Raw genomic sequence first — 19,986 nt, 5'->3', positions numbered from 1 at the left:
GGACGCTGCTGCACGACCACGCGCGAACAACTGAACCGAAGCTATCGCTGAAGCGATCGCGGCCGCGGACGACCGCGGCTCGCCATGCTCACGGCGGGACGGCCCGCCTCCGAACGACCCTTCCCTTTCCATGTTCGAGAAGATCCTGATTGCGAATCGCGGGGCGATCGCCTGCCGCATTCTCAGAACCTTGCGCGCGCTCGATGTCACCGGCATCGCCGTGTATGCCGAAGCGGATCGCGCTAGCCGCCATGTAAGCGAAGCCTCGATTGCGCAATCGCTCGGCGACGGTCCCGCCGCGACGACCTATCTCGACACGGCGAAGATCCTCGACATCGCGCGTGCCGAAGGCGTGCAGGCGATTCATCCCGGCTACGGCTTTTTGTCGGAGAACGCGGCGTTCGGCGAAGCGTGCGAAGCGGCGGGCATCGCGTTCATCGGACCGACGCCCGCGCAATTGCGCGCGTTCGGCCTCAAGCACACCGCCCGCGAAATCGCCGCGAAGGAAGGCGTGCCGATGCTCGAAGGCACGGGCCTCCTCGACGACTTGCCGTCCGCGCTCGCTGCGGCAGAGCGCATCGGCTATCCGGTGATGCTGAAGAGCACGGCGGGCGGCGGCGGCATCGGCATGCGCGTGTGCTGGAACGCGGGCGAACTCGGCGCGCATTTCGACGCCGTGCGCCGTCTCGGCGAGAACAACTTCAGCGACGCGGGCGTGTTCCTCGAGAAGTACATCGAGCGGGCGCGGCATCTCGAAGTGCAGGTCTTCGGCGACGGCCAAGGCGACGCCATCGCATTGGGCGTGCGCGACTGCTCGGTGCAGCGGCGCAATCAGAAAGTGCTCGAAGAAACGCCCGCGCCATCGTTGCCCGAAGGCGTATCGGCTGCGCTGTGCGATGCCGCGATCCGTCTCGCGAAGGCCGTCGATTACCGGTCGGCCGGCACGGTCGAATTCGTCTACGACAGCGCGGCGGAACGGTTCTATTTCCTCGAAGTGAACACGCGTTTGCAGGTCGAGCACGGCGTCACCGAGCAGGTCTGGGGCGTCGATCTCGTCCGCTGGATGATCGAACTCGCCGCTGGAACGCTCGCGCCGCTTTCCTCGCTGATGGCGGGCCTGAAGCCGCGCGGCCACGCGATCCAGGCGCGCCTGTACGCGGAAGATCCGGGCCGCGACTTCAAGCCGAGCCCCGGCCTCGTGACCGATGTCGCCTTCCCCGAAGCCGATGGCCGCGCGCTGCGCATCGATACGTGGATCGAAGCCGGATGCGAAGTGCCGCCCTACTTCGATCCGATGCTCGCGAAAATCATCGCGTGGTCGCCGACGCGCGACCAAGCGCGCCACGCGCTCGACGAGGCGCTCGCGAACACGCGGCTTTACGGCGTGGAGACGAATCGCGACTATCTGCGGCAGATCATCGGCGACGCGCCGTTCGCGTCGGGCGAGCCGTGGACGCGCTGCCTCGAAGCGCTGAAGTATCGCGCGAGCACGATCGACGTCGCGAGCGGCGGCACACAGACGACGGTGCAGGACTATCCGGGCCGGCTCGGCTATTGGGCGGTCGGCATTCCGCCGTCGGGACCGATGGACGACCGCTCGATGCGCCTCGGCAATCGTCTCATCGGCAACGCCGCCGACGCCGCCGCGCTCGAAGTGACGATGAGCGGCCCGACGCTGCGCTTCAATACCGATGCGGTGATCGCGATCACGGGCGCTGACATTCCCGTCACGCTCGACGATATCGCGCAGCCGATGCACACCAGCATCCATGTCGCGGCGGGCTCGACGCTCGCGCTCGGCACCATTCGCGGCGCGGGCGCGCGTGCCTATCTGTGCGTGCGCGGCGGCTTCGATGTCGCGTCGTATCTCGGCAGCCGCAGCACGTTCACGCTCGGCCAGTTCGGCGGACACGGCGGACGCGCGATCCGCGCCGGCGACGTGCTGCACGTCTATCCGCTCGGCGACGCGCAAGCAGGCGCGACGCTCGGCGATGCGCTGCGCCTCGAACCTGTTCGCACGATCCGCGTCATCTACGGCCCGCATGGCGCGCCCGAGTATTTCAGCGCGGCGTATATCGAACGCTTCTTCGATACCGAATGGGAAGTGCACTTCAATTCGAGCCGTACCGGCGTGCGCCTGATCGGGCCGAAGCCCGAATGGGCGCGCGAGGACGGCGGCGAGGCGGGCCTGCATCCGTCGAATATTCACGACAATCCGTATGCCGTCGGCGCGATCGACTTCACCGGCGACATGCCCGTGATCCTCGGCCCCGACGGCCCGAGCCTCGGCGGTTTCGTGTGTCCGGTGACGATCATCGAAGCGGACTTGTGGCAGATCGGCCAGTTGAAGGCGGGCGACAAGGTGCGCTTCCTTCCCGTCGAGATCGGCGAAGCGCGTGAGGCCGCGCGGCGGCGGCGTCGTGAAATCGAATCGCTCGATATCGAACGCGGCGAAGTGACCGAACGACGTGCGGCGCTGACCTCGCCCATCGTGCTCGATAGCGGATCGGGCCGCGAAAGACTCGTCGCGCGCGTGTCCGGCGATACGCATCTGCTGCTCGAAATCGGCCCGGCGGAACTCGATCTCGTATCGCGCTTTCGCGGTCATGCGCTGATGCAGTCGCTCGAATCGCAGGCGCTTCCCGGCGTGGTCGATCTGACGCCGGGCATCCGCTCGCTGCAGATTCATTACCGGCCCGACGACTTGCCGCTCGCGCGTCTGCTTGCGATCGTCGAAGAAGCGTGGGCGCAAGTGCTGCTGCAAGGCGATCTGCGCGTGCCGTCGCGCATCGTGCATCTGCCGCTTTCGTGGGACGATCCGGCGTGCAGGCTCGCGATCGACAAGTACATGACGACGGTGCGCAAGGATGCGCCGTGGTGCCCGAGCAATCTGGAGTTCATCCGGCGCATCAACGATCTCGATTCCATCGATGCCGTCAGAAAGATCGTCTTCGATGCGAGCTATCTCGTGATGGGTCTCGGCGACGTGTATCTTGGCGCGCCGGTCGCGACGCCGCTCGATCCGCGTCATCGTCTGGTGACGACGAAGTACAACCCGGCGCGAACGTGGACGGCGGAGAACTCGGTCGGCATCGGCGGCGCGTATCTGTGCGTGTACGGCATGGAAGGTCCGGGCGGATATCAGTTCGTCGGACGCACGCTGCAGATGTGGAACCGCTACGCGCAGACCGCGGATTTCTGCGGCCAGCACTATCTGCTGCGCTTCTTCGATCAGATCCGCTTCTACGAAGTGTCCGCCGACGAACTCATGCGCATTCGCGCGGATTTTCCGCTCGGGCGCTATCCGCTGCGCATCGAGGAAACGGAGCTGTCCTTGCCGGACTATCAGGCGTTTCTCGCAGACGAAGCGTCGAGCATCGATGCGTTCCGCACGCGTCAGCAAGCGGCGTTTCAGGCCGAACGCGAGCGCTGGCGCGAAGCGGGCGCATCGGAAGACGCGCAGGATGCGCCACTCGTCGATGACACCGAACTCGCACCGCTCAAGGCTGGCGAACTCGCCATCGACAGCGAGATCGCGGGCAGCCTGTGGCAAGTGAAAGCGGCCCCTGGCGATGAAGTCGCGGCGGGCGACGTGCTGCTCGTCATCGAGTCGATGAAGATGGAGATTGCCGTCTGCGCGCCGTGCGCGGGCACCGTCGCCGCGATCCATGTCGCGCCGGGTTCTCCGCTGCGCGCGGGACAGCGCATCGCGGTCATCGAACGTCACTGAATCTATCCAACGGAAAACCATGTCGACATTCGATCTGCGTCTCTCCACGCTGCGCCGCGAATATCGCGAAGGCTCGCTCACGCCGCGCAAGCTCATCGCCCGGTTGCGCGACAAAGCCGCCGCGCTCAATCCCGAGTTCAATCTCTTCATCCATCTGCTGACGGAAGAAGAGATCGCGCCTTTCGTCGATCGGCTCGAAGGCCACGATCCGGACAGTTTGCCGCTCTACGGCATTCCGTTCGCGATCAAGGACAACATCGACCTCGCGGGCATCGAAACGACGGCGGGCTGTCCCGCGTTCGCTTACACGCCCGATGAATCCGCGACGCTCGTCGGCCAGTTGATCGCGCTCGGCGCGATTCCGCTCGGCAAGACCAATCTCGACCAGTTCGCGACCGGTCTCAACGGCACGCGCTCGCCGTATGGCAAGTGCCGCAACAGCGTGCATCCCGGGTATCCGTCGGGCGGATCGAGCGCGGGGTCGTCGCTTGCGGTCGCGCTCGGCGTCGCGAGCTTCGCGCTCGGCACCGACACGGCCGGATCGGGACGCGTGCCTGCCGCGCTGAACAATCTCGTCGGCCTCAAACCGACGAAAGGATTGCTCTCGACCGCGGGCGTCGTGCCGGCATGCCGCACGCTCGACTGCGTGACGTTCTTCACGGCAACCGCCGCCGAAGCCAGCGAACTGCTCGCGCTGACCGCGCGGCACGATCCGCGCGACGCATACAGCCGACGCAATCCGCAATGGAACGCGGCGCGTGCGTTCGGCACGCCGCACGCGTTCCGTTTCGGCGTGCCCGCGCAACTGGAGTTCGCGGGCTGCAGCGAAAGCCCCGCATTGTTCGCGCAAACGCGTGCGCTACTCGAAGCAGCGGGCGGCGAAGCGGTCGAGATCGACTTTCAGCCGTTCGTCGAGGCGGCGCAATTGCTGTATCAGGGACCGTGGGTTGCCGAGCGCTATAGCGTGACGGGCGAGTTGATGACGACGCAGCCGGATGCCGTGCTGCCCGTCATTCGCGATGTGCTGGCGAAAGCGCCGGGCGCGACTGCCGTGGAGCTGTTTCGCGCGCAGTATCGGCTTCAGGATCTGAAGGCGCTATGCGATGCATCGCTCGATACGCTCGACTTCGTGCTCACGCCGACGTATCCGCGACCGGTGACGCTCGCTGAACTGGAGCGCGATCCCATCGGCCCGAATTCGCTGCTCGGCTACTACACGAACTTCATGAACCTGCTGGACTATGCGGCGGTGGCCGCGCCCGCCGGCTTCATGGAGAACGGATTGCCGTGGGGCGTGACCGTCTTCGGCCGCGCGTTCACGGATCAATATCTGCTCGGCGTCGCCGATCTGCTTCAGCGCAGAAGCGGCATGCGCTGCGTCGGGGGAGGCGAAGTCGATGCGAGTCCGCACGGCGCGGCGGCCAACGATCGCATGACGGTCGCGGTATGCGGCGCGCACATGCAGGGCTTGCCGCTCAATCGCGATCTCGTCGCGCGCGGCGCGCGTCTCGTGCGGGCGACGCGCACCGCGCCTTGCTATCGGCTATGCGCGTTGCCCGCATCGGCCGACGGCACGCGCAGGCCAGGCATGTGGCGCGTCGCGGACGATGGCGTCGGCATCGCCGTGGAGGTCTGGGAGATGCCGAGCGCGGAATTCGGATCGTTCCTCGCGACGATTCCTTCTCCGCTCGGGCTGGGCAAGGTCGAGCTGTCGGACGGTTCGTGGACGGCCGGTTTCATCTGCGAGCCGTACGCGGTGCAATCCGCCGAAGACATATCGGCGTTCGGCGGATGGCGCGCGTGGCTCGACGGTCGGCATCTTCAAGCCGCGCCTGGTTGATCGATCGGATTTGTCAACGCGCAGTCTGTAGCGAGCGCAAGGCCCGGCAAAGGAAAAGCGGATTCATGTCGCCAGAGAGGAATCTTGCGCGACGTCGCGGTGAATCCCGCACGCCTTTTTGAGCGAAGCGCCGAAGATGAGCCAGAGTGCGAGCGAGCCTGTCGATACGCCTCCCAGCACGAAGAACGCCGTTGCATAACCGAAATGCTGCGCGAGCACGCCGCCCAGTGCCGGGCTAAGCGCAGCACCTATGCCCTGCACGGTCATCACGACGCCCTGCCCCACGTTCACCCGTCCGGTTCCCCGCAGCAAGCGCACGACCAACGCGGGGACCGCGACGCTTTGCAGACCCGCGCCGATTCCGTCGAGCGCCTGCACGGGCCACACGCCCCATGCCGCGATAAACATTCCCGCCACGAGTCCGCGCGCCGGCAGCGCGAGAAACGTGATCAGGATCACACCCCAGTAGCCGATTCGCTGGATGAGGCGGTTCGCGAAGACCGCCGCGACGACCATCACGAGTTGCGCAATCACGATGGTCTGCGCAGTGAACGCACTCGGATCGCCCTGATGCGCCGCCACGACCGCGAGCCCGTAAAGCGGCAGCATCGCCGCGTTGCCGAGATGGAACATCGCCAGCGAGGCGGCGAGGAGCAAGATGGGCCGGCACGTCAGCAGCACGCGAAATCCGCTCGCCTGTTCATGCCCGGTCGGGGACGAACTGCTCAAGCCGCGCGCGCTGTCGTGATCGATCGCATCGCGCCGGATGAGCAGCGTCGAAATCACCGTCATCGCGCCGAACACGCCCGCGAGCACGAACACCGCGCCGAACCCATAGCGCCATCCGAGCCAGCCGGACAGCGCGGCGCCTACGACGTTTCCCGCGTGATTGGCCACCTGATTGCGGCCGAACTGCCTGTCGAATCCTTTCTCGCGCACGATTCCCAGCGTGACGCCGGCGACGGCGGGACCGAGCGCAGCGCCCGTGACCGCGGTGAATATCTGCGATGCAGCGACCATCCAGTAGCTGTGCGATACCCATAGCACGAGCGATGCAAGCGTCGTCATCACGCCTGCGATGACGATGACGCCGCGCTTGTGATGCGTCGCATCGACCAATGCGCCAGCCGGGGACGTGGCCAGCATGCCGGCGATGCCGCCCAACGTCATCACGGTTCCGATCGCATCCGCATGCCAGCCGTGCGCCTGCAGGAAAACGCCGAGAAACGGCCCGATGCCCGCCTGCACGTCCGCCATGAAGAAGTTCAGCCCTTCTAACGCGTATGAGGGATTCATGGTTCACCAATGACGTCCGTTTCGTTAGGCCTTGGTCGGTTCCGAGCGCGGGCTTCGCTTTGAGACTTTGGGATCGCCCTCAACCGTTTTCGGGCGCGTCGACGAGCTGGGCGATTTCATCGACCTCGATCGTCCGACCATGCCTGTTCCTGACGCCGTGCCCCCAGGCGTGGACATGCGCGCCCGGACTCAGGTAATCGGCCAATTCGGCCGCGGCGTGCGGTGGCATGCGCAACGAGGTGCCATCGTCGAGCAAGGCGCCGCGCAATTCGCCTTTCGGTCCGAAGAGCGACAGCCGGACCTCGCCCGACGCTTCCATCGCCTTGCGCTCGACATGCGGTCTCTCATGCGTTTCGCCGTTAGCGTGCGGACCTTCGTCGCGAATGAGCACACCGCTTTTCGATGTCAGCGAGACAGCGGCGATGTTGTCCGCGTCTCGCGGCTTTATCCCGCGCACGCGGATCTGATCGCCCGGCGCGACATGCCGCGCGAGTTCCTTCGATAGATGCGGTGGAAAATGAACCTGACGCGAGCCGAGCACGAGGCCGTCGATTTCTCCGTGTGAATTGAGCAGAAAACGTGTCACCTTTCCGCGGGTCTCGGGAAGGCTGGCGGGATCGATCCAATGCATGTTGCTACTCCTGAATGAGCGTGAGTGGGGTAGGTCAGGCTTGCGCCGATCAGGGCGCTGTCGGCGGACGGTCGTAAATCTGCGTGAGATTGCCCGGCGAACCGAACGACGTCGCCTGAAGCGCCGTGCCGTATTGATTGCGCGTGCCATAGCCGCGCGCCGAAACCGTGGCTCCCGTTCGAACCAGGCTTCCGAACTGCTGTGCGACCGGAGGCGTGAGTTTGATGACCGTGCCATCGGAGAGAATCACGCCGTCGGGCTCGCCACGCGGCGCGGTCGTCACGTGCGCCACCTGCCCCTGCGCACTGAGGCGCGAGAGACCGGCGCCGCGCAGTTCCCGCGGAAGTGGTAGCGCGCCGGGCATCGGCGGCTGATCGATCAGTTGCTGTCCACTTCGCGTGTCGGCGATGCGTTGCGCGATGAAGTTGCCGCCTTCATCGCGCCAGCCGCTCAACTGCACGCTGTCGCCTTGGCGAACCGTCGAAGTCAGTTGCGCGCTCATGTGCGGCGGGAACCGTACGAGCGTCCCGTCGCTGGCGAGAAAGCCGTCGACGTCGCCATCGGGATTCGTCAGAAAGCGCGCTACGGTCGCTTGCGTCGTGGTCATCGAGGCCGCGTTGGAGATCGGCCTCGGGGCCAGGCCCGGAGGCCGAGGCGGCGGCGCGTCTGCGGAGACCGGCGGCGGGGGCGGCGGCGCCGTCACAGCGCTCGTTTGCGCTGCGCAACTCGCGCTCATCACGAGGGCGGCGGCAAGGCTCGTCGCGCCGAGCAGGCGAACGGCGATTCGTCGATTGGCTGGCTGGGTCGATTGCATGTTTCACTCCTTTCGCGTGGCGCGGAGTGTTCTGCAAGTGCTATGCCATTCGAAGAATGCTGAAGACTTCGACGTCTTGCGCGAACGAAGATCGTCGATGTGTCAACGAAACGGACATCGCCTGTCCGATTCGTTGACACTCGTTTCCCTACGACGACGCGTCGGACATTCCGAGACTCGTCATCCGCGTATAGAGCGACTGACGGCTGATGCCGAGCGTCCTTGCCGCCTCCGCGCGATTGCCACCCGACGCAGCCAGCGCGTGAGTAATCAGCGCGTGTTCGAGCCGCGCAACGGCTTTCGTAAGCGGAAGCTCGAGCAACGCTGGCGGAATTGCCTCGCCGGTTTTGTCTTTTGCCGCAACGAGAAACGCGAAATCTTCGCGTGTGAGCACTTGCCCCGGCGCAAGCGCACTCGCCCGCTCGATCGCGTTGGCCAGTTCGCGCACGTTCCCTGGCCAAAGGAAAGTGGCCAGAAGGCGCTGGGCATCGGCGGAGAGATGCTTGCGCGTCGCTTCGGTCGATGCAGCTTCCAGAAAGTGCTCGGCAAGCGGCAGGATGTCGGCCACACGCTCCCGTAGCGGCGGCATGTGCAACGGGATCACGTTGAGGCGAAAGAGCAGGTCCTGTCTAAACGTGCCCGCCTCGACCATCGCGGCAAGATCGCGATGGGTTGCCGCGATCACGCGCACATCGACCGATATTGTCCGGTTCGTTCCGAGCGGCGTGACTTGCCGTTCCTGTAGCGCGCGCAGCAGTTTCGCCTGCATGGAACGCGGCATGTCGCCGATCTCGTCGAGAAACAGCGTGCCGCCGTGCGCCTCTTCGATCCGGCCTTTGCGCTCGCCCTGAGCGCCGGTGAACGCGCCTCGCGCGTGCCCGAAGAGTTCGCTTTCGAGCAGGTCTTCGGGAATGGCCGCGCAGTTCACCGCGACGAAGGGACCGTTCGCGCGCGCCGAGGCGCGATGGAGCACGCGAGCGGCCACTTCCTTGCCGGTCCCGGTCTCGCCGGTGATCAGCACGGTCGAGTTCGTTCCCGCCGCGCGGCCCAGGCGCTTCTGCACGTCGCGCATGGCTTCGCTTACGCCGAGCAGTCGCGGCTCGCGAGAAGTCACGTCGTCGCTGAATGCGGGCGTGAGGGGGGAGCTTCGCTGCGCCGATAGTATCCGCTCCAGCAGCGCGACGATCTCATCGCGTCCGACCGGCTTGGTCAGATGTTCGAACGCGCCGAGCCGCATCGCGCCGATGGTGTTGTCGCTCGTGGCGTGGGCCGTCAGCATGACGACGGGCACGGCTTGCAGCTTCGCGATCGCACGCAGTGACTCGAGCACCGCAAGACCGTCCGCGCCCGGCAAGCGGAAGTCGAGAAAGATGCACTCGGGCGCCGGGTTCGCGCGCAGCCAATGCAGTGCCTCTTCGCCGGAGCGCGCCTCGATCGCCCGGTGGCCGAGGTCTTGCACGGTTTCCACGAGTCCTTCGCGGAAGGCATCGTCATCGTCGGTGATTAATATGGTCGCCATGGCAAGTCGATCACGAAGCACGTCATGTTCGAGTCGTCGTCGAGATAAGCACGTCCGCCGTGCGCCGACGCGATCTCCCGCACGACGGCAAGGCCCAGGCCGGACCCGTCGGGCCGCCCCGTCACGAATGGCTCGAAGATCCGTTCGCGCTCGGCCGCGCCGACGCCGGGACCATTATCGATGACCATGAGCCGAAGCCGCTTCCCGTTCGCCGACTCGACGCCGCGTGCGCGGAGCATTACCTGCGTGCCAGACGGCGCGTGCCTCAGCGCGTTCAGGATGAGGTTGTCGAGCGCGCGCGCCAGTTGCACGGGATCGAAAATCGGCATGCCTGCGTCTTGCTCGACGTCCACATCTTTGCCGAGCGCGATGCCACGGCGTTCGGCGCCCGGCTCATGCGTATGAATAATGTCGTCGAGCCATGCGTGCAGGCTGACCTCACGCGTCTGCAGCGAAACGGGCTGCGTCAGCGCGAGCAGGCTCGTCACCTGCGACTCGATACGGCCCACCTGCTCGATGATCGACCTCAACGCTGCTTCGCGGCGCGCAGCATCGCCTGCCAGCGCGTTCTCGGCCTTCAGACGCATGGCGCCAGCCGGATTGCGAATTTCATGCGCGATTTGCGCCGCCATTTTGCCGAGCGTGCTGAACCGTTCGGCCTGTGCGAGCTGGGCGTTCAGTGCGTCTGCGTCCCGCTTGAGCTGCTCCGCACGCGCGACGTAGCGGTTGAGGGCTTCGACGATCTGATCCAGATCACGCTCGCCCAACCGTTCCAGCCGTTCGCCGCGCTCGAACTCGCCCTCTGGCGCAAGCGCGCGTTCAAGCCGGGTCAGGTTGTGCTTCCAGCGCTTGAGCGTCAGCGCCAGAAACACGGCGAGCACGACGATGACCGAGAGCACGCCGGCGAGGATGGCCGCTGCGCGCTGTCCGTATGGCCCGAGCGGCGGCCGCGCGCGCGTGAGCGTCCAGGCCAGCAGGCCCGCGTGGCGCGGCACGGGGCAAGCGATCGCGATGACGGCGTCCGTTCCGCTCGAAACGACATCGGCGCGCATCTGCCCGATGCTGGCTGCGTGCTGAAGCGTGCGCAGGATAAGCGGCGTCTCCGCTTCGGGCACGTCTCGTTTCATGCCGCTCCCGCCATAGGTCGGAAAGGCATAGGCCAGGAAGCCGTTCGGCGCGCCGGATGCCGGCTCTTTCGCCCAGAACCCGCCTTCGATGCCCTCGGTCCGTATCAGAACCAGATCGAGCACCGCGTGCATGAGATCGACATTGGTTTCGTCGGGATGCTGCATGGACATGTCGTAGCGCGAGGCCACCGCCTCGCATGCTGCAGCAGCCTGCTCCTTCGCGACGACCACGCGTTCCCCAAGCGCCGACGAAAGCGTGAGCCATACGGCACCGCTCAAGAGCCCGCACAGAACGGCGACCAGAAGCCAGAGCGTGAAGAGTTGAGTTGAGAACGACGGTCTCGGCATGGACGGTTTACCGGCGAGCCAAAGTGAGCGCGTTGGGAAGCAAGTATTCTGCCATCTGTAAAGGCCGTCCACTTTCGGCGCTTCGTCGCGATTATCACGATTCGAATGTTCGGCACTGGTATGGAAGTCGTCCGCGTCAGAAAACGCCAAGCGCCCACGACGGACCCGATGTGGGCGTCTCGAAGGGGCACGCAGGTGGCATGCTGTCATTCGATTTGCGCGCTCAGGTTGGGCCAAGCCAATATTTTTACGCGCAGTAGGTCTCAATGTCGGGTTAGTCCGCTGCGCTAATAGTTGCCATCTAACGCTTTTGTTTGACGCATGACCGTGTTTCGTTTCGAACATCGGCGCCTAGCGCACGATGATGACGAACAGCTCTTGTTGTCGAATTCTGTTCCGACCAAGCCGCGAAGGCAGGTGCGGTCGTATCCTGAATCCTTTCGGATTTCGTATTGATGTTTATGGCGTGTCGCTTGTCAATTGGATTTACCGACTGCCTAATGTTTTCGCGCAATGAAGCGCGGACAGTCAGCGATATAGAAGGACGGCGCGCTATCGAAAACGCGTCGTCGGTGCATCTTTCGGGGAAGCAGGCCGATGACGTGCGCCTTCTGCTGAGCGGAATTGGAGGCATCTATGTGCCTCATCACGCGCCACCCTCGGAACTTTTGCGACTGTTGCGCGACGCGGTTGCAGGCGGGCGGATCGTGGTCGTGTCGTCCCGACGAGAGCGCTTATACAGCGGGGGTTCAGCGGAACAGCCGCCGCGACACCGCCACGCGACGGTGACGCCCTCTCAACTTTTTGGTCGGGCTCGTGCGTCTTCGTCAAGCAGTTATTTCGAACGCGCGCCTCGAACCTGGGGCAAACTAGCTGCCGAAGATGGGCCTGCAATTTTTAGAGCGAACCCGGGTGACGTGTTGCCCGACGGCCGTATCGCCACAGCAATTCGAAGCCGCAACAGCGAGTCCCACGGCGGGACCGATTGGCTCAGCGCCGCGCAACAGGCGCTCGGGGTGGTCGTGGGGGGAGGCGGCACCCTTGCGTTGGGGTTCGATGGGAACGCATCACCCTCCGGCGACGCCCCTTTTGAGTATGCTGACGACTCGTCGTTCGTAGACAGTGCGCTCCAGCTCGCAGGTCACCGCGCTGTAAGCGAAACTGATGAAGCCGATTGCTTCAGCGCTTACGAGAATGACCTGGACCGCTGCCAGTTTGTTCGTGCGATGACGCAAGACTTACGGGCGTATGCGAAGTGCACGTCGGACGCATTCTTCAACTACCAAACCTGTAGAGGCTTTTGATGGCAAAACCACCGCGCGTGAGCATCGTCTTTTATAACCCCGATACGCAGCAAATTCAGATCTGCATGGTGAACCAAGACGAGGTTCAGCGATCGATCGATCGTGAAATCGCGCGAGGATCGGCAATGAACCTTCCGCTCGGTGCAGACGATGAGAGCCAGTCGCCGGTCACCGACGAGTTGCTACACCAGTTGGGAGGTTTGGCCGTACTGAACCTTGGCGCTGCCCATCCGGAACTACGCGCACGCTTTCGATTCACCACCGCCAATCCGATGAATTGGAACGCGGTAGACCGCGGTCCTTCTGCGGAGGACGAAGCGTGAATACTTCGCGACTGCGGCCGCGATGCATCGTGATTCGCGTTTGACGAGAGGGGCGCGTCGAGTCCCGCCGTCGCGGCAATGCCCCGATACGGAGAACTCGAGCGACACCACGGACGAGAGTTCCGTCACGCGCACCTCGCAGATCGGCAGGATCCTGGCACCCAGCGCGCGCAACACGCCAAACGCCCGACCGTAAACTTGACGATGTCCTCGTCGTCGTTAGCATGAGTCAGACGGGGGTCAGCGTTACATCAGGAAGACGGATTAGGCGCTCTGCTGCCGCGGATGCAGCAGAGCGCCTCAACCGCCGTCCTTCATCTCGCGCAGATGCTTGTAGACCGTCGCGCGGCCCATTCCGAGCACCTTGGCGACATAGTTCGCCGAACTCTTGCCTTTGAATGCGCCCTGCGCGTGCAGCGCCTCGACGAGCTCACGCCGATGATCGCGCGTGAGCGAGTTGAGCGCGATCTGCCGCTCGCGCAGCCAGCCATGCAGGAAGGTGTTGATGCGCTCCTGCCAGTCGTCCTTGAAAAGCTCGACGGGCTGCGCGACGACGCCCGCGCCACGCAAAAAGAGATCGAGCGTCGAGCGCATCTCGTCGAACGCCGCGATGTTGAAATTGATGCACATCACGCCCGCGGCATTGCCCGCGTCGTCGAAGAGCGCCGTGCTCACGCAGCGCATGCGGCGTCCGTCCCAGTTGAGCTTTTCGTACGGACCGACGAGGCGCTCGCGCGCGGTCTCCTCGACATCTTCGAGCGCCGAGTCGTCGCCGATCTCGCGCTTCGACAGATTGTTCGACAGGTACGCGATGGTCTGGTCGGAGAGATCGTGGATCACCACTTCCGCATAGGGGAAGAAGAGCGTCGTGATGCTGTCCGCGATGTGCGCGTAGCGCGCGAGCAGCGATTCGCGAGCGGCGTCATCGGGCTTCGGCGTCTTGCGTCGGGGCATGGAAGTCGGCATGAGTTCGGAACGGCGAATGGCGATGATACCGCTAGGCCGCCGCGCGCTGCTTCGCGAGATGAACATACAGCGCGTGCGCGACCGCGATGTCCTCGAGGCCGAGCCCGATCGAGCGGAAAAACACCGCGCGCTCATGCGAAGGTGCGGGACACGCGCCGCGCGCAAGCTCTGCAAGATCGCCGCGAATCGCATCGGGCGACCAGCCGTGACGCTCCCGCGCGATCACCATTTCGCCGGCGCTCGCGGGCGTCGTCCGCCGATAGTCGCAGTAGACATCGAGCGCGTTCAGCGCGGCCGCGTCGATCTCGTGCGCGCGCGCGACGTTCGTGCTGATGGAGGTAATAAGCGCAGGCTTCGTGAGCGCATCGAGCGCGAGCACCGGCGTGCCCGATGATGTGCACAGCATCACGACATCCGCATCGCGCACGCACTCGTCAACCGACGCCGCGACGCGCACACGCGCATCGAGCGCCCGCAGCGCGTCCGCACGCTCGCCATCGCTTGCGAGGCGCGGGGAATGGATGCGGATCTCCGACCATCCGCGCAACGGCGCGACATGCCGCAGATGCGCGAGCGCGACGCTTCCCGATCCGATGACCGCGAGCCGCTCGCTCGATACGCGCGCGAGCCGGTCGACCGCGAGCGCCGTCGTGCCCGCCGTGCGCTCGGTCGTGAGGAGCGCGGAATCGCACCACATCAGCGGCGCGCCGGTGCGCATCGACATGAGCGCGGTCCAGGCGGTGACGATCGGCGCGCCAGGCTGCGCGATGTAGGGCGAGAGCTTCGCGCCGAAGACCTCGTGCTTCGCCCAAACGCCGAGATAGGTGATGAAATCGCCGGCATTGCGCGGAAACAGCGTGAGCGTCTGCGGCGGCTGAACGGCTTCGCCATCACCGAGCGCGGCGAACATGTCTTCGAGCGCGCCGCGGATATCGAGCGAAGGCAGCGCCCGCCTCACTTCCTCTTCGTGAACGATGAAAGGAATCTGCGCGCCGGGCGTGGCCTCGCGCGCTTCTTCGGGCAAGGAAATCATTCGAAAACCTCCGGTTCGTGGCCGTTGAGCGATTGCTTCGTGACTGCTTCGACGTAGACTATTTTGTCCATTCTAGACTTTTATTTTATTTTTCGTCTATATTTCGATTGGGCGCGCGGGCATCTCCGCGCGCCTGGCGCAAGACAGAGACGGTGCGGGTTCACAAACGACCTTGGTGACGACAATGAACTGGAAGATGATCTGCTTCGCGGGCGCGGCGAGCCTCGCGTTCACAATTGGACTGGCGCACGCGGAGTCGCAGACCTTGCGATTCGGCGTCGAGGCCTCCTATCCGCCGTTCGAGAGCAAGACGCCGGCGGGCCAGCTCGAAGGCTTCGACATCGACATCGGCAACGCTGTGTGCCAGCGCATCAAGATGAAGTGCGTATGGGTGGAGAACAGCTTCGACGGGCTGATTCCGGCGCTGCAGGCGCGCAAGTTCGACGCGATCAATTCGGCGATGAACATCACCGACAAACGCAGGCAGGTGATCGACTTCACGCCGCCCGTCTATGTCATGCCGATCCAAATGGTCGCGCGCCGCGACGCGAAGCTGCAGCCGACACCCGCGAGCCTCAAGGGCAAGTCCGTGGGCGTGCTGCAAGGCTCGACGCAAGAGGATTACGTGCGCAAGCACTGGGCGAGCGAAGGCGTGCAGGTCGTGACGTACCAGAGCCAGGACCAGATCTTCGCGGACCTGAGCGCCGGACGGCTCGACGGCGCGGTGCAGGAAGTGCAGACCGCCATCGACGGTTTCCTCGCGAAACCCGAGGGCAAGAACTTCGATTTCGCGGGCGCCGCCCTCACCGACCCGTCCACGCTCGGCGAAGGCACCGGCATCGGCTTGCGCAAGGACGATGCGGCGTTGAAGGCGAAGGTCGTCGCCGCGCTCGATTCGCTGAAGAAAGACGGCACACTGAGCGCTTTGTCGCAAAAGTACTTCAAACGCGACATCATTGCGAAATAGGCACTTCATCAGGCATCGGAAAAAATGGCTCAGGACGTGATCGTGCTCGGCGCGGGCATCGTGGGAGTGAGCGTGGCGCTGCATCTGCGGCAGCGCGGATGGCATGTGACGCTCGTCGATCGCCGCGCGCCCGGCGAGGCGACGAGCTTCGGCAATGCGGGCCTGATCGAGGCGTCGTCGGTCGTGCCTTATGCGTTTCCGCGCGACTGGGGCACCGTGCTCAAGTTCGCGATGAATCGCTCGACCGCGCTGCGCTACGACCTGCGCTCGCTGCCCGCGTATGCGCCGTGGCTCACGCGGTTCTGGTGGGAATCGGCGCCCGCGCGTCTGGCCGCCGCCGCGCGCGACATGCTGCCGCTCATTCAGCGAAGCGTGGCCGAGCATGAGGCGCTGATCGCGCGGGCAGGTCTCGCCGATCTCGTGCGGCCCACCGGCTGGCTCGAAGCGTATCGCTCGCGCGAGCAGTTCGAGCGCGAAGCAAGCGCCGCCGAACGGATCGCGCGCGAGCACGGGCTCGGCTTGAAGGTGCTCGATGCCGAGGCGCTGCATCGGCTGGAGGCATCGCTCGATGGCGGATACGCGGGCGCGATGCACTGGACCGATCCGCGCAGCGTCATCGATCCGGGCGCGCTGACGAAGGGCTATGCGGCGCTATTCGAGCGCGAGGGCGGACGCTTTCTGAGCGGCGACGCCGCGACGCTCGAACCATCGGGCAGCGGCTGGCGCGTCATGACGTCGAGCGGACCGGTCGAAGCGCAGGCGGCGGTGGTGGCGCTCGGCGTATGGTCCGGCGACCTCGTGCGCCGGTTCGGATACCGCATCCCGTTGATGGCCAAGCGCGGCTATCACATGCACTACGCACCCGACGGACGCGCCGCGCTCTCGCGGCCGGTGGTCGATATCCAGAACGGCTACGTGGTCGCGCCGATGCGGCGCGGCTTGCGTCTGACTACCGGCGTCGAGCTCGCGAGCCCTGACCGGCCGCCGAGCCCCGTGCAACTCGAACGCGCGGAGCGGATCGCGCGACCGGTGTTCGGCCTCGGGGCGCGCATCGACGAGTCGCCGTGGCTCGGGCTTCGGCCCTGCACGCCGGACATGCGGCCGGTGATCGGACCGGCGGATCGCCATCGCGGGCTCTGGTTCGCGTTCGGGCACGCGCATCACGGCCTCACGCTCGGTCCGGTGACGGGCAGGCTTGTCGGCGAGCTGATGAACGGGGAAGCGTGCTTCACCGATCCAGTTCCGTATCGCGCGGGCAGGTTCTAGCACTTGTCGAGCGGCGAACGTTTCCGATCCGGCGCAGCATCGCCCGCGCGATCGAGCACGCCGTCATGGCCTACCCCGAAGCGCGTTTCTTGGCCCTTCAGACTGCGCCATCGCATCGGTAATGTATGTGTCATGCATTGTGGAGAACACGCATGGACACATCGATCGTTTTTCGACACCTCGATACCCCCGAAGACTGGACGCGCGCCTTCGACGTAATGAAGGAACTCCGGCCGCACCTTACGGACCCCGATACGTTTTGCGCACAACTGCGCCGTCAACGCGAGGAAAGCTATCGGCTGCTGGCCGCCTGTGACGACGAAGGCGCGATTCTCGGCCTCGCCGGGTATCGAACGCAGACGAACACGCTGTACGGACGCTTCGTTTATGTCGACGATCTCGTCGTCACGGCGCGTCTGCAAGGCAGCGGCATCGGTGCCCGTTTGCTGGACACCGTCCGCGGGATCGCACGGGACGAACACTGCGCCCACTTCGTGCTCGACACCGGCCTGCATATGGCGCTCGCACAGCGCTTTTATTACCGCAACGGCCTGCTCGCCAAGGGCATGCATTTTGTGCAGACGCTGGCTGTGCCCGGCGAGGAGCGCGCGCGATGAAAGTGCTCTTCATCAACGCGAGCCCGCATGGCGACGCGAGTCACGGCTACCGGCTCGCGCTCGAAATGATCGATACGTTGCGCAAGCGTGCGCGCGTGGATATCGTGAAACGCGATCTCGCCGCAACGCCGCTGCCTCCGCTCACGCAGGACTACGCGCGCGCCATCACGTCGCGCCATCCGGACGAAGCGCAGTTCGACATCTCCGAACAATTGATCCGCGAAATCGAAACCACCGACACGCTCATCATCAACACGCCGATGCACAACTTCACCGTGCCCGCCGCGCTGAAGCTATGGATCGACTACGTGCTGCGCATTCACCGCACGTTCGTTTCGACGCCCGAAGGCAAGGTCGGTCTGATGCGCGACCGGCCCACGTTCGTGATCGTCGGTTCCGGCGGATTTCATGGCGGTGAGCTTGCGCGTCAGCGAGACTTCCTTACGCCGTACCTGCGTTACGCGCTCGGTTCGATCGGCTTGCAGGACCTGCGCTTCGTGACGCTCCAAGGCCTCGTGTGCGGCAGCGAAGCCGTCGCACAGGCGCTCGATCTCGCGCGCGAGGACATCGCGAGGCACGCGCTCTTCGCATCCGACGGCGACACCGTCACGCCCTAACCGTCATACGCCCGGCGAAGCATGCGCGCGAGACGCGCCGCTTCGCCGGCATCGGCGACATTCGCGAAGCCGACGACGATACCGCGCAACGTTTCCTTGCTTCGCCCGTTGAGATACCACGCGGACAGCGCGAGCACCGCGAGACCCGCCTCCCGCGCGCGGCCGGCCATCGCCAGATCGTCGACGGGACCGTCGCGATCCGCACGGAAGATCGCGACGAGATGCATGCCGCCCGTCGGCAACCCGATGCTCACGCGATCTCCGAACGCCTTCTGTATCGCCGTCGCAAGCCACTCGCGCCGTTGCGCATACAGCGCGCGCATGCGCTTCAGATGCCGCGCGAAATGCCCCTGCGCGATGAAGTCCGCCACGGCCGCCTGATAAAGATACGGCGAGCCCGCGTTCATGCTCGCCGTGACCTGGCCGAAGCGCTCCACGGCCCGGCCGGGCGCGACCACATACGAGAGCCGCAGGCCCGGAAAAAGCACCTTGCTGAAGGTGCCGCAATAGATCACGCGATCGTCGCGATCCAGGCTCTTCAGCGCCGGCAACGGGCGGCCCGCGTAGCGGAACTCGCTGTCGTAATCGTCCTCGACGATCCAGCCCTGCGCGCGGCTCGCCCAGTCGAGCAGCTTCATGCGCCGCGCGAGCGACAGTGTGACGCCGAGCGGACTCTGATGCGCTGGCGTGACGAACGCGAAACGCGCATCGGCCGCGAGCGCGATGCCGGCATCGACGTCGAGCCCTTCGTCATCCGTCGGCACGGGCACGAGCCGCATGCCGGCATCGAGAAGAAAGTTACGCGCGAGCAGATAGCCGGGCTCTTCGAACCACGCGCGATCCTCCGGTTTCGCGAGACCGCGCAGCACGAGTTCGAGCGTCGCGCGATAACCGTTCGTCACGAAAACCTGCTGCGGATCGCACGCCACGCCGCGCGACAGGCCGAGATATGTCGCGATGCGTTCGCGCAACGGCCGATATCCGGCGGGGTCGGGATAGGCAAGCGTGGCGAGATCGCCGCTGCGCGCGCGATGCGCGACGAGACGGCTCCATACCTTGCGCGGAAAGGCATCGAGCGCGGGCAGACCGGGACGCAGCGGCTTCGCATCGTGGCCGATCTCGGCGGCCGGTTCGGCGCGCGTTGCGCGTGCCGTGCGCGGCGCGTTCCCGCGCTCGCGGTCCTTGCGCGCGCCCGACGGCGTCGCGGCTTCGGGCAGCGACGACGACACGAACGTGCCCGCGGCGCCGCGCATCTGCAGATAGCCTTCGTCGACGAGAATGGTATAGGCTGTTTCGACGGTGCCGCGCGCAATGTTCAGTTGCGTCGCGAGGCCGCGCAACGCGGGCACGCGGTCGCCGGGTTTCAGATGACCCGCCGCAATGGCCGTCTTGAAGCGCTCGCAAATCTGCAGGTAAATCGGCGCGGCCTCATGCCGGTCGATTGCTATCTTCAACGCATGGTCGGCTGATGGCATGACATGTCTCATGGACTAGTTCGATCGACGATTCTTGTCCCTTTTCGCTAAGCCATGATTCTCACACAATGACTTCACGTTCACTGTCTTTTCACTTTAAGCACGAGGTGCAT

General features: G+C 65.1%; 15 protein-coding genes. 7 read left to right on the top strand and 8 right to left on the bottom strand.

The window, feature by feature from the left end; genetic code table 11:
- Positions 1–130 precede the first annotated feature (130 nt).
- Both uca and atzF read left to right on the top strand, forming a co-directional pair.
- Positions 131–3,730 carry an urea carboxylase gene (gene uca / locus NCR93_RS28550; protein WP_175980157.1) on the top strand — a complete coding sequence of 1,200 codons (3,600 nt, stop codon included), beginning with the start codon at positions 131–133 and terminating at the stop codon, positions 3,728–3,730.
- 19 nt (positions 3,731–3,749) lie between these two features.
- On the top strand, positions 3,750–5,570 hold the full coding sequence (atzF, locus tag NCR93_RS28545) for an allophanate hydrolase (protein WP_175980158.1): 1,821 nt from the start codon (positions 3,750–3,752) through the stop codon (positions 5,568–5,570).
- A gap of 63 nt (positions 5,571–5,633) precedes the next feature.
- Here the strand turns inward: atzF and NCR93_RS28540 are convergent, their stop codons facing one another.
- The 5 genes from NCR93_RS28540 to NCR93_RS28520 form a co-directional block, all read right to left on the bottom strand.
- Positions 5,634–6,866 (bottom strand): MFS transporter, encoded by a 1,233-nt coding sequence (locus NCR93_RS28540; RefSeq protein WP_175980159.1) that lies wholly within the window; start codon positions 6,864–6,866, stop codon positions 5,634–5,636.
- Positions 6,867–6,945: 79 nt separating this feature from the next.
- Positions 6,946–7,497 (bottom strand): hypothetical protein, encoded by a 552-nt coding sequence (locus tag NCR93_RS28535; protein WP_175980160.1) that lies wholly within the window; start codon positions 7,495–7,497, stop codon positions 6,946–6,948.
- A 49-nt stretch (positions 7,498–7,546) separates the two neighbouring features.
- Entirely contained in the window at positions 7,547–8,311 is a 765-nt protein-coding gene (locus NCR93_RS28530) for a hypothetical protein (RefSeq protein WP_175980161.1), read from the bottom strand.
- Positions 8,312–8,459: 148 nt separating this feature from the next.
- Positions 8,460–9,830 (bottom strand): sigma-54-dependent transcriptional regulator, encoded by a 1,371-nt coding sequence (locus tag NCR93_RS28525; RefSeq protein ID WP_175980162.1) that lies wholly within the window; start codon positions 9,828–9,830, stop codon positions 8,460–8,462.
- Complete coding sequence (locus NCR93_RS28520; protein WP_175980353.1) at positions 9,815–11,305, bottom strand: sensor histidine kinase; 1,491 nt, start codon at positions 11,303–11,305, stop codon at positions 9,815–9,817. The genes NCR93_RS28525 and NCR93_RS28520 overlap by 16 nt, the downstream gene beginning before the upstream one ends.
- Positions 11,306–12,608: 1,303 nt before the next feature.
- Between NCR93_RS28520 and NCR93_RS28515 the strand changes: the two genes are divergently transcribed.
- Positions 12,609–12,932 carry a hypothetical protein gene (locus NCR93_RS28515; protein WP_175980163.1) on the top strand — a complete coding sequence of 108 codons (324 nt, stop codon included), beginning with the start codon at positions 12,609–12,611 and terminating at the stop codon, positions 12,930–12,932.
- Positions 12,933–13,232: 300 nt separating this feature from the next.
- On the opposite strand, the gene NCR93_RS28510 is transcribed toward NCR93_RS28515, so the two are convergent.
- Together NCR93_RS28510 and NCR93_RS28505 are read right to left on the bottom strand one after the other, a co-directional pair.
- A complete protein-coding gene (locus NCR93_RS28510) occupies positions 13,233–13,886 on the bottom strand; it encodes a helix-turn-helix transcriptional regulator (RefSeq protein WP_033536029.1) in 654 nt (217 codons plus the stop codon).
- Between the two features lie 43 nt (positions 13,887–13,929).
- Entirely contained in the window at positions 13,930–14,931 is a 1,002-nt protein-coding gene (locus NCR93_RS28505; RefSeq protein ID WP_239295319.1) for an ornithine cyclodeaminase family protein, read from the bottom strand.
- A gap of 184 nt (positions 14,932–15,115) precedes the next feature.
- Between NCR93_RS28505 and NCR93_RS28500 the strand changes: the two genes are divergently transcribed.
- The 4 genes from NCR93_RS28500 to NCR93_RS28485 all read left to right on the top strand — a co-directional run bounded on the left by NCR93_RS28500 (position 15,116) and on the right by NCR93_RS28485 (position 18,398).
- Entirely contained in the window at positions 15,116–15,898 is a 783-nt protein-coding gene (locus tag NCR93_RS28500; protein WP_008346553.1) for an ABC transporter substrate-binding protein, read from the top strand.
- Positions 15,899–15,922: 24 nt separating this feature from the next.
- Positions 15,923–17,164, top strand: a complete 1,242-nt coding sequence (locus tag NCR93_RS28495; RefSeq protein ID WP_008346551.1) for an NAD(P)/FAD-dependent oxidoreductase — start codon at positions 15,923–15,925, stop codon at positions 17,162–17,164.
- A gap of 152 nt (positions 17,165–17,316) precedes the next feature.
- Complete coding sequence (locus tag NCR93_RS28490) at positions 17,317–17,781, top strand: GNAT family N-acetyltransferase (RefSeq protein ID WP_175980164.1); 465 nt, start codon at positions 17,317–17,319, stop codon at positions 17,779–17,781.
- Positions 17,778–18,398: an FMN-dependent NADH-azoreductase gene (locus tag NCR93_RS28485; protein WP_175980165.1), complete on the top strand. Its 621-nt coding sequence runs from the start codon at positions 17,778–17,780 to the stop codon at positions 18,396–18,398. The genes NCR93_RS28490 and NCR93_RS28485 overlap by 4 nt, the downstream gene beginning before the upstream one ends.
- Here NCR93_RS28485 and pdxR read toward each other — a convergent pair.
- Complete coding sequence (gene pdxR, locus NCR93_RS28480) at positions 18,395–19,873, bottom strand: MocR-like pyridoxine biosynthesis transcription factor PdxR (RefSeq protein ID WP_175980166.1); 1,479 nt, start codon at positions 19,871–19,873, stop codon at positions 18,395–18,397. The two genes, NCR93_RS28485 and pdxR, sit on opposite strands and share 4 nt — an antisense overlap.
- Positions 19,874–19,986: the final 113 nt, after the last annotated feature.

The sequence above is a fragment of the Caballeronia sp. ATUFL_F1_KS39 genome (genome assembly GCF_023630985.1).
Taxonomy (GTDB): Bacteria; Pseudomonadota; Gammaproteobacteria; order Burkholderiales; family Burkholderiaceae; genus Caballeronia; species Caballeronia zhejiangensis.
This window is presented reverse-complemented; position numbering and strand designations above follow the sequence as displayed.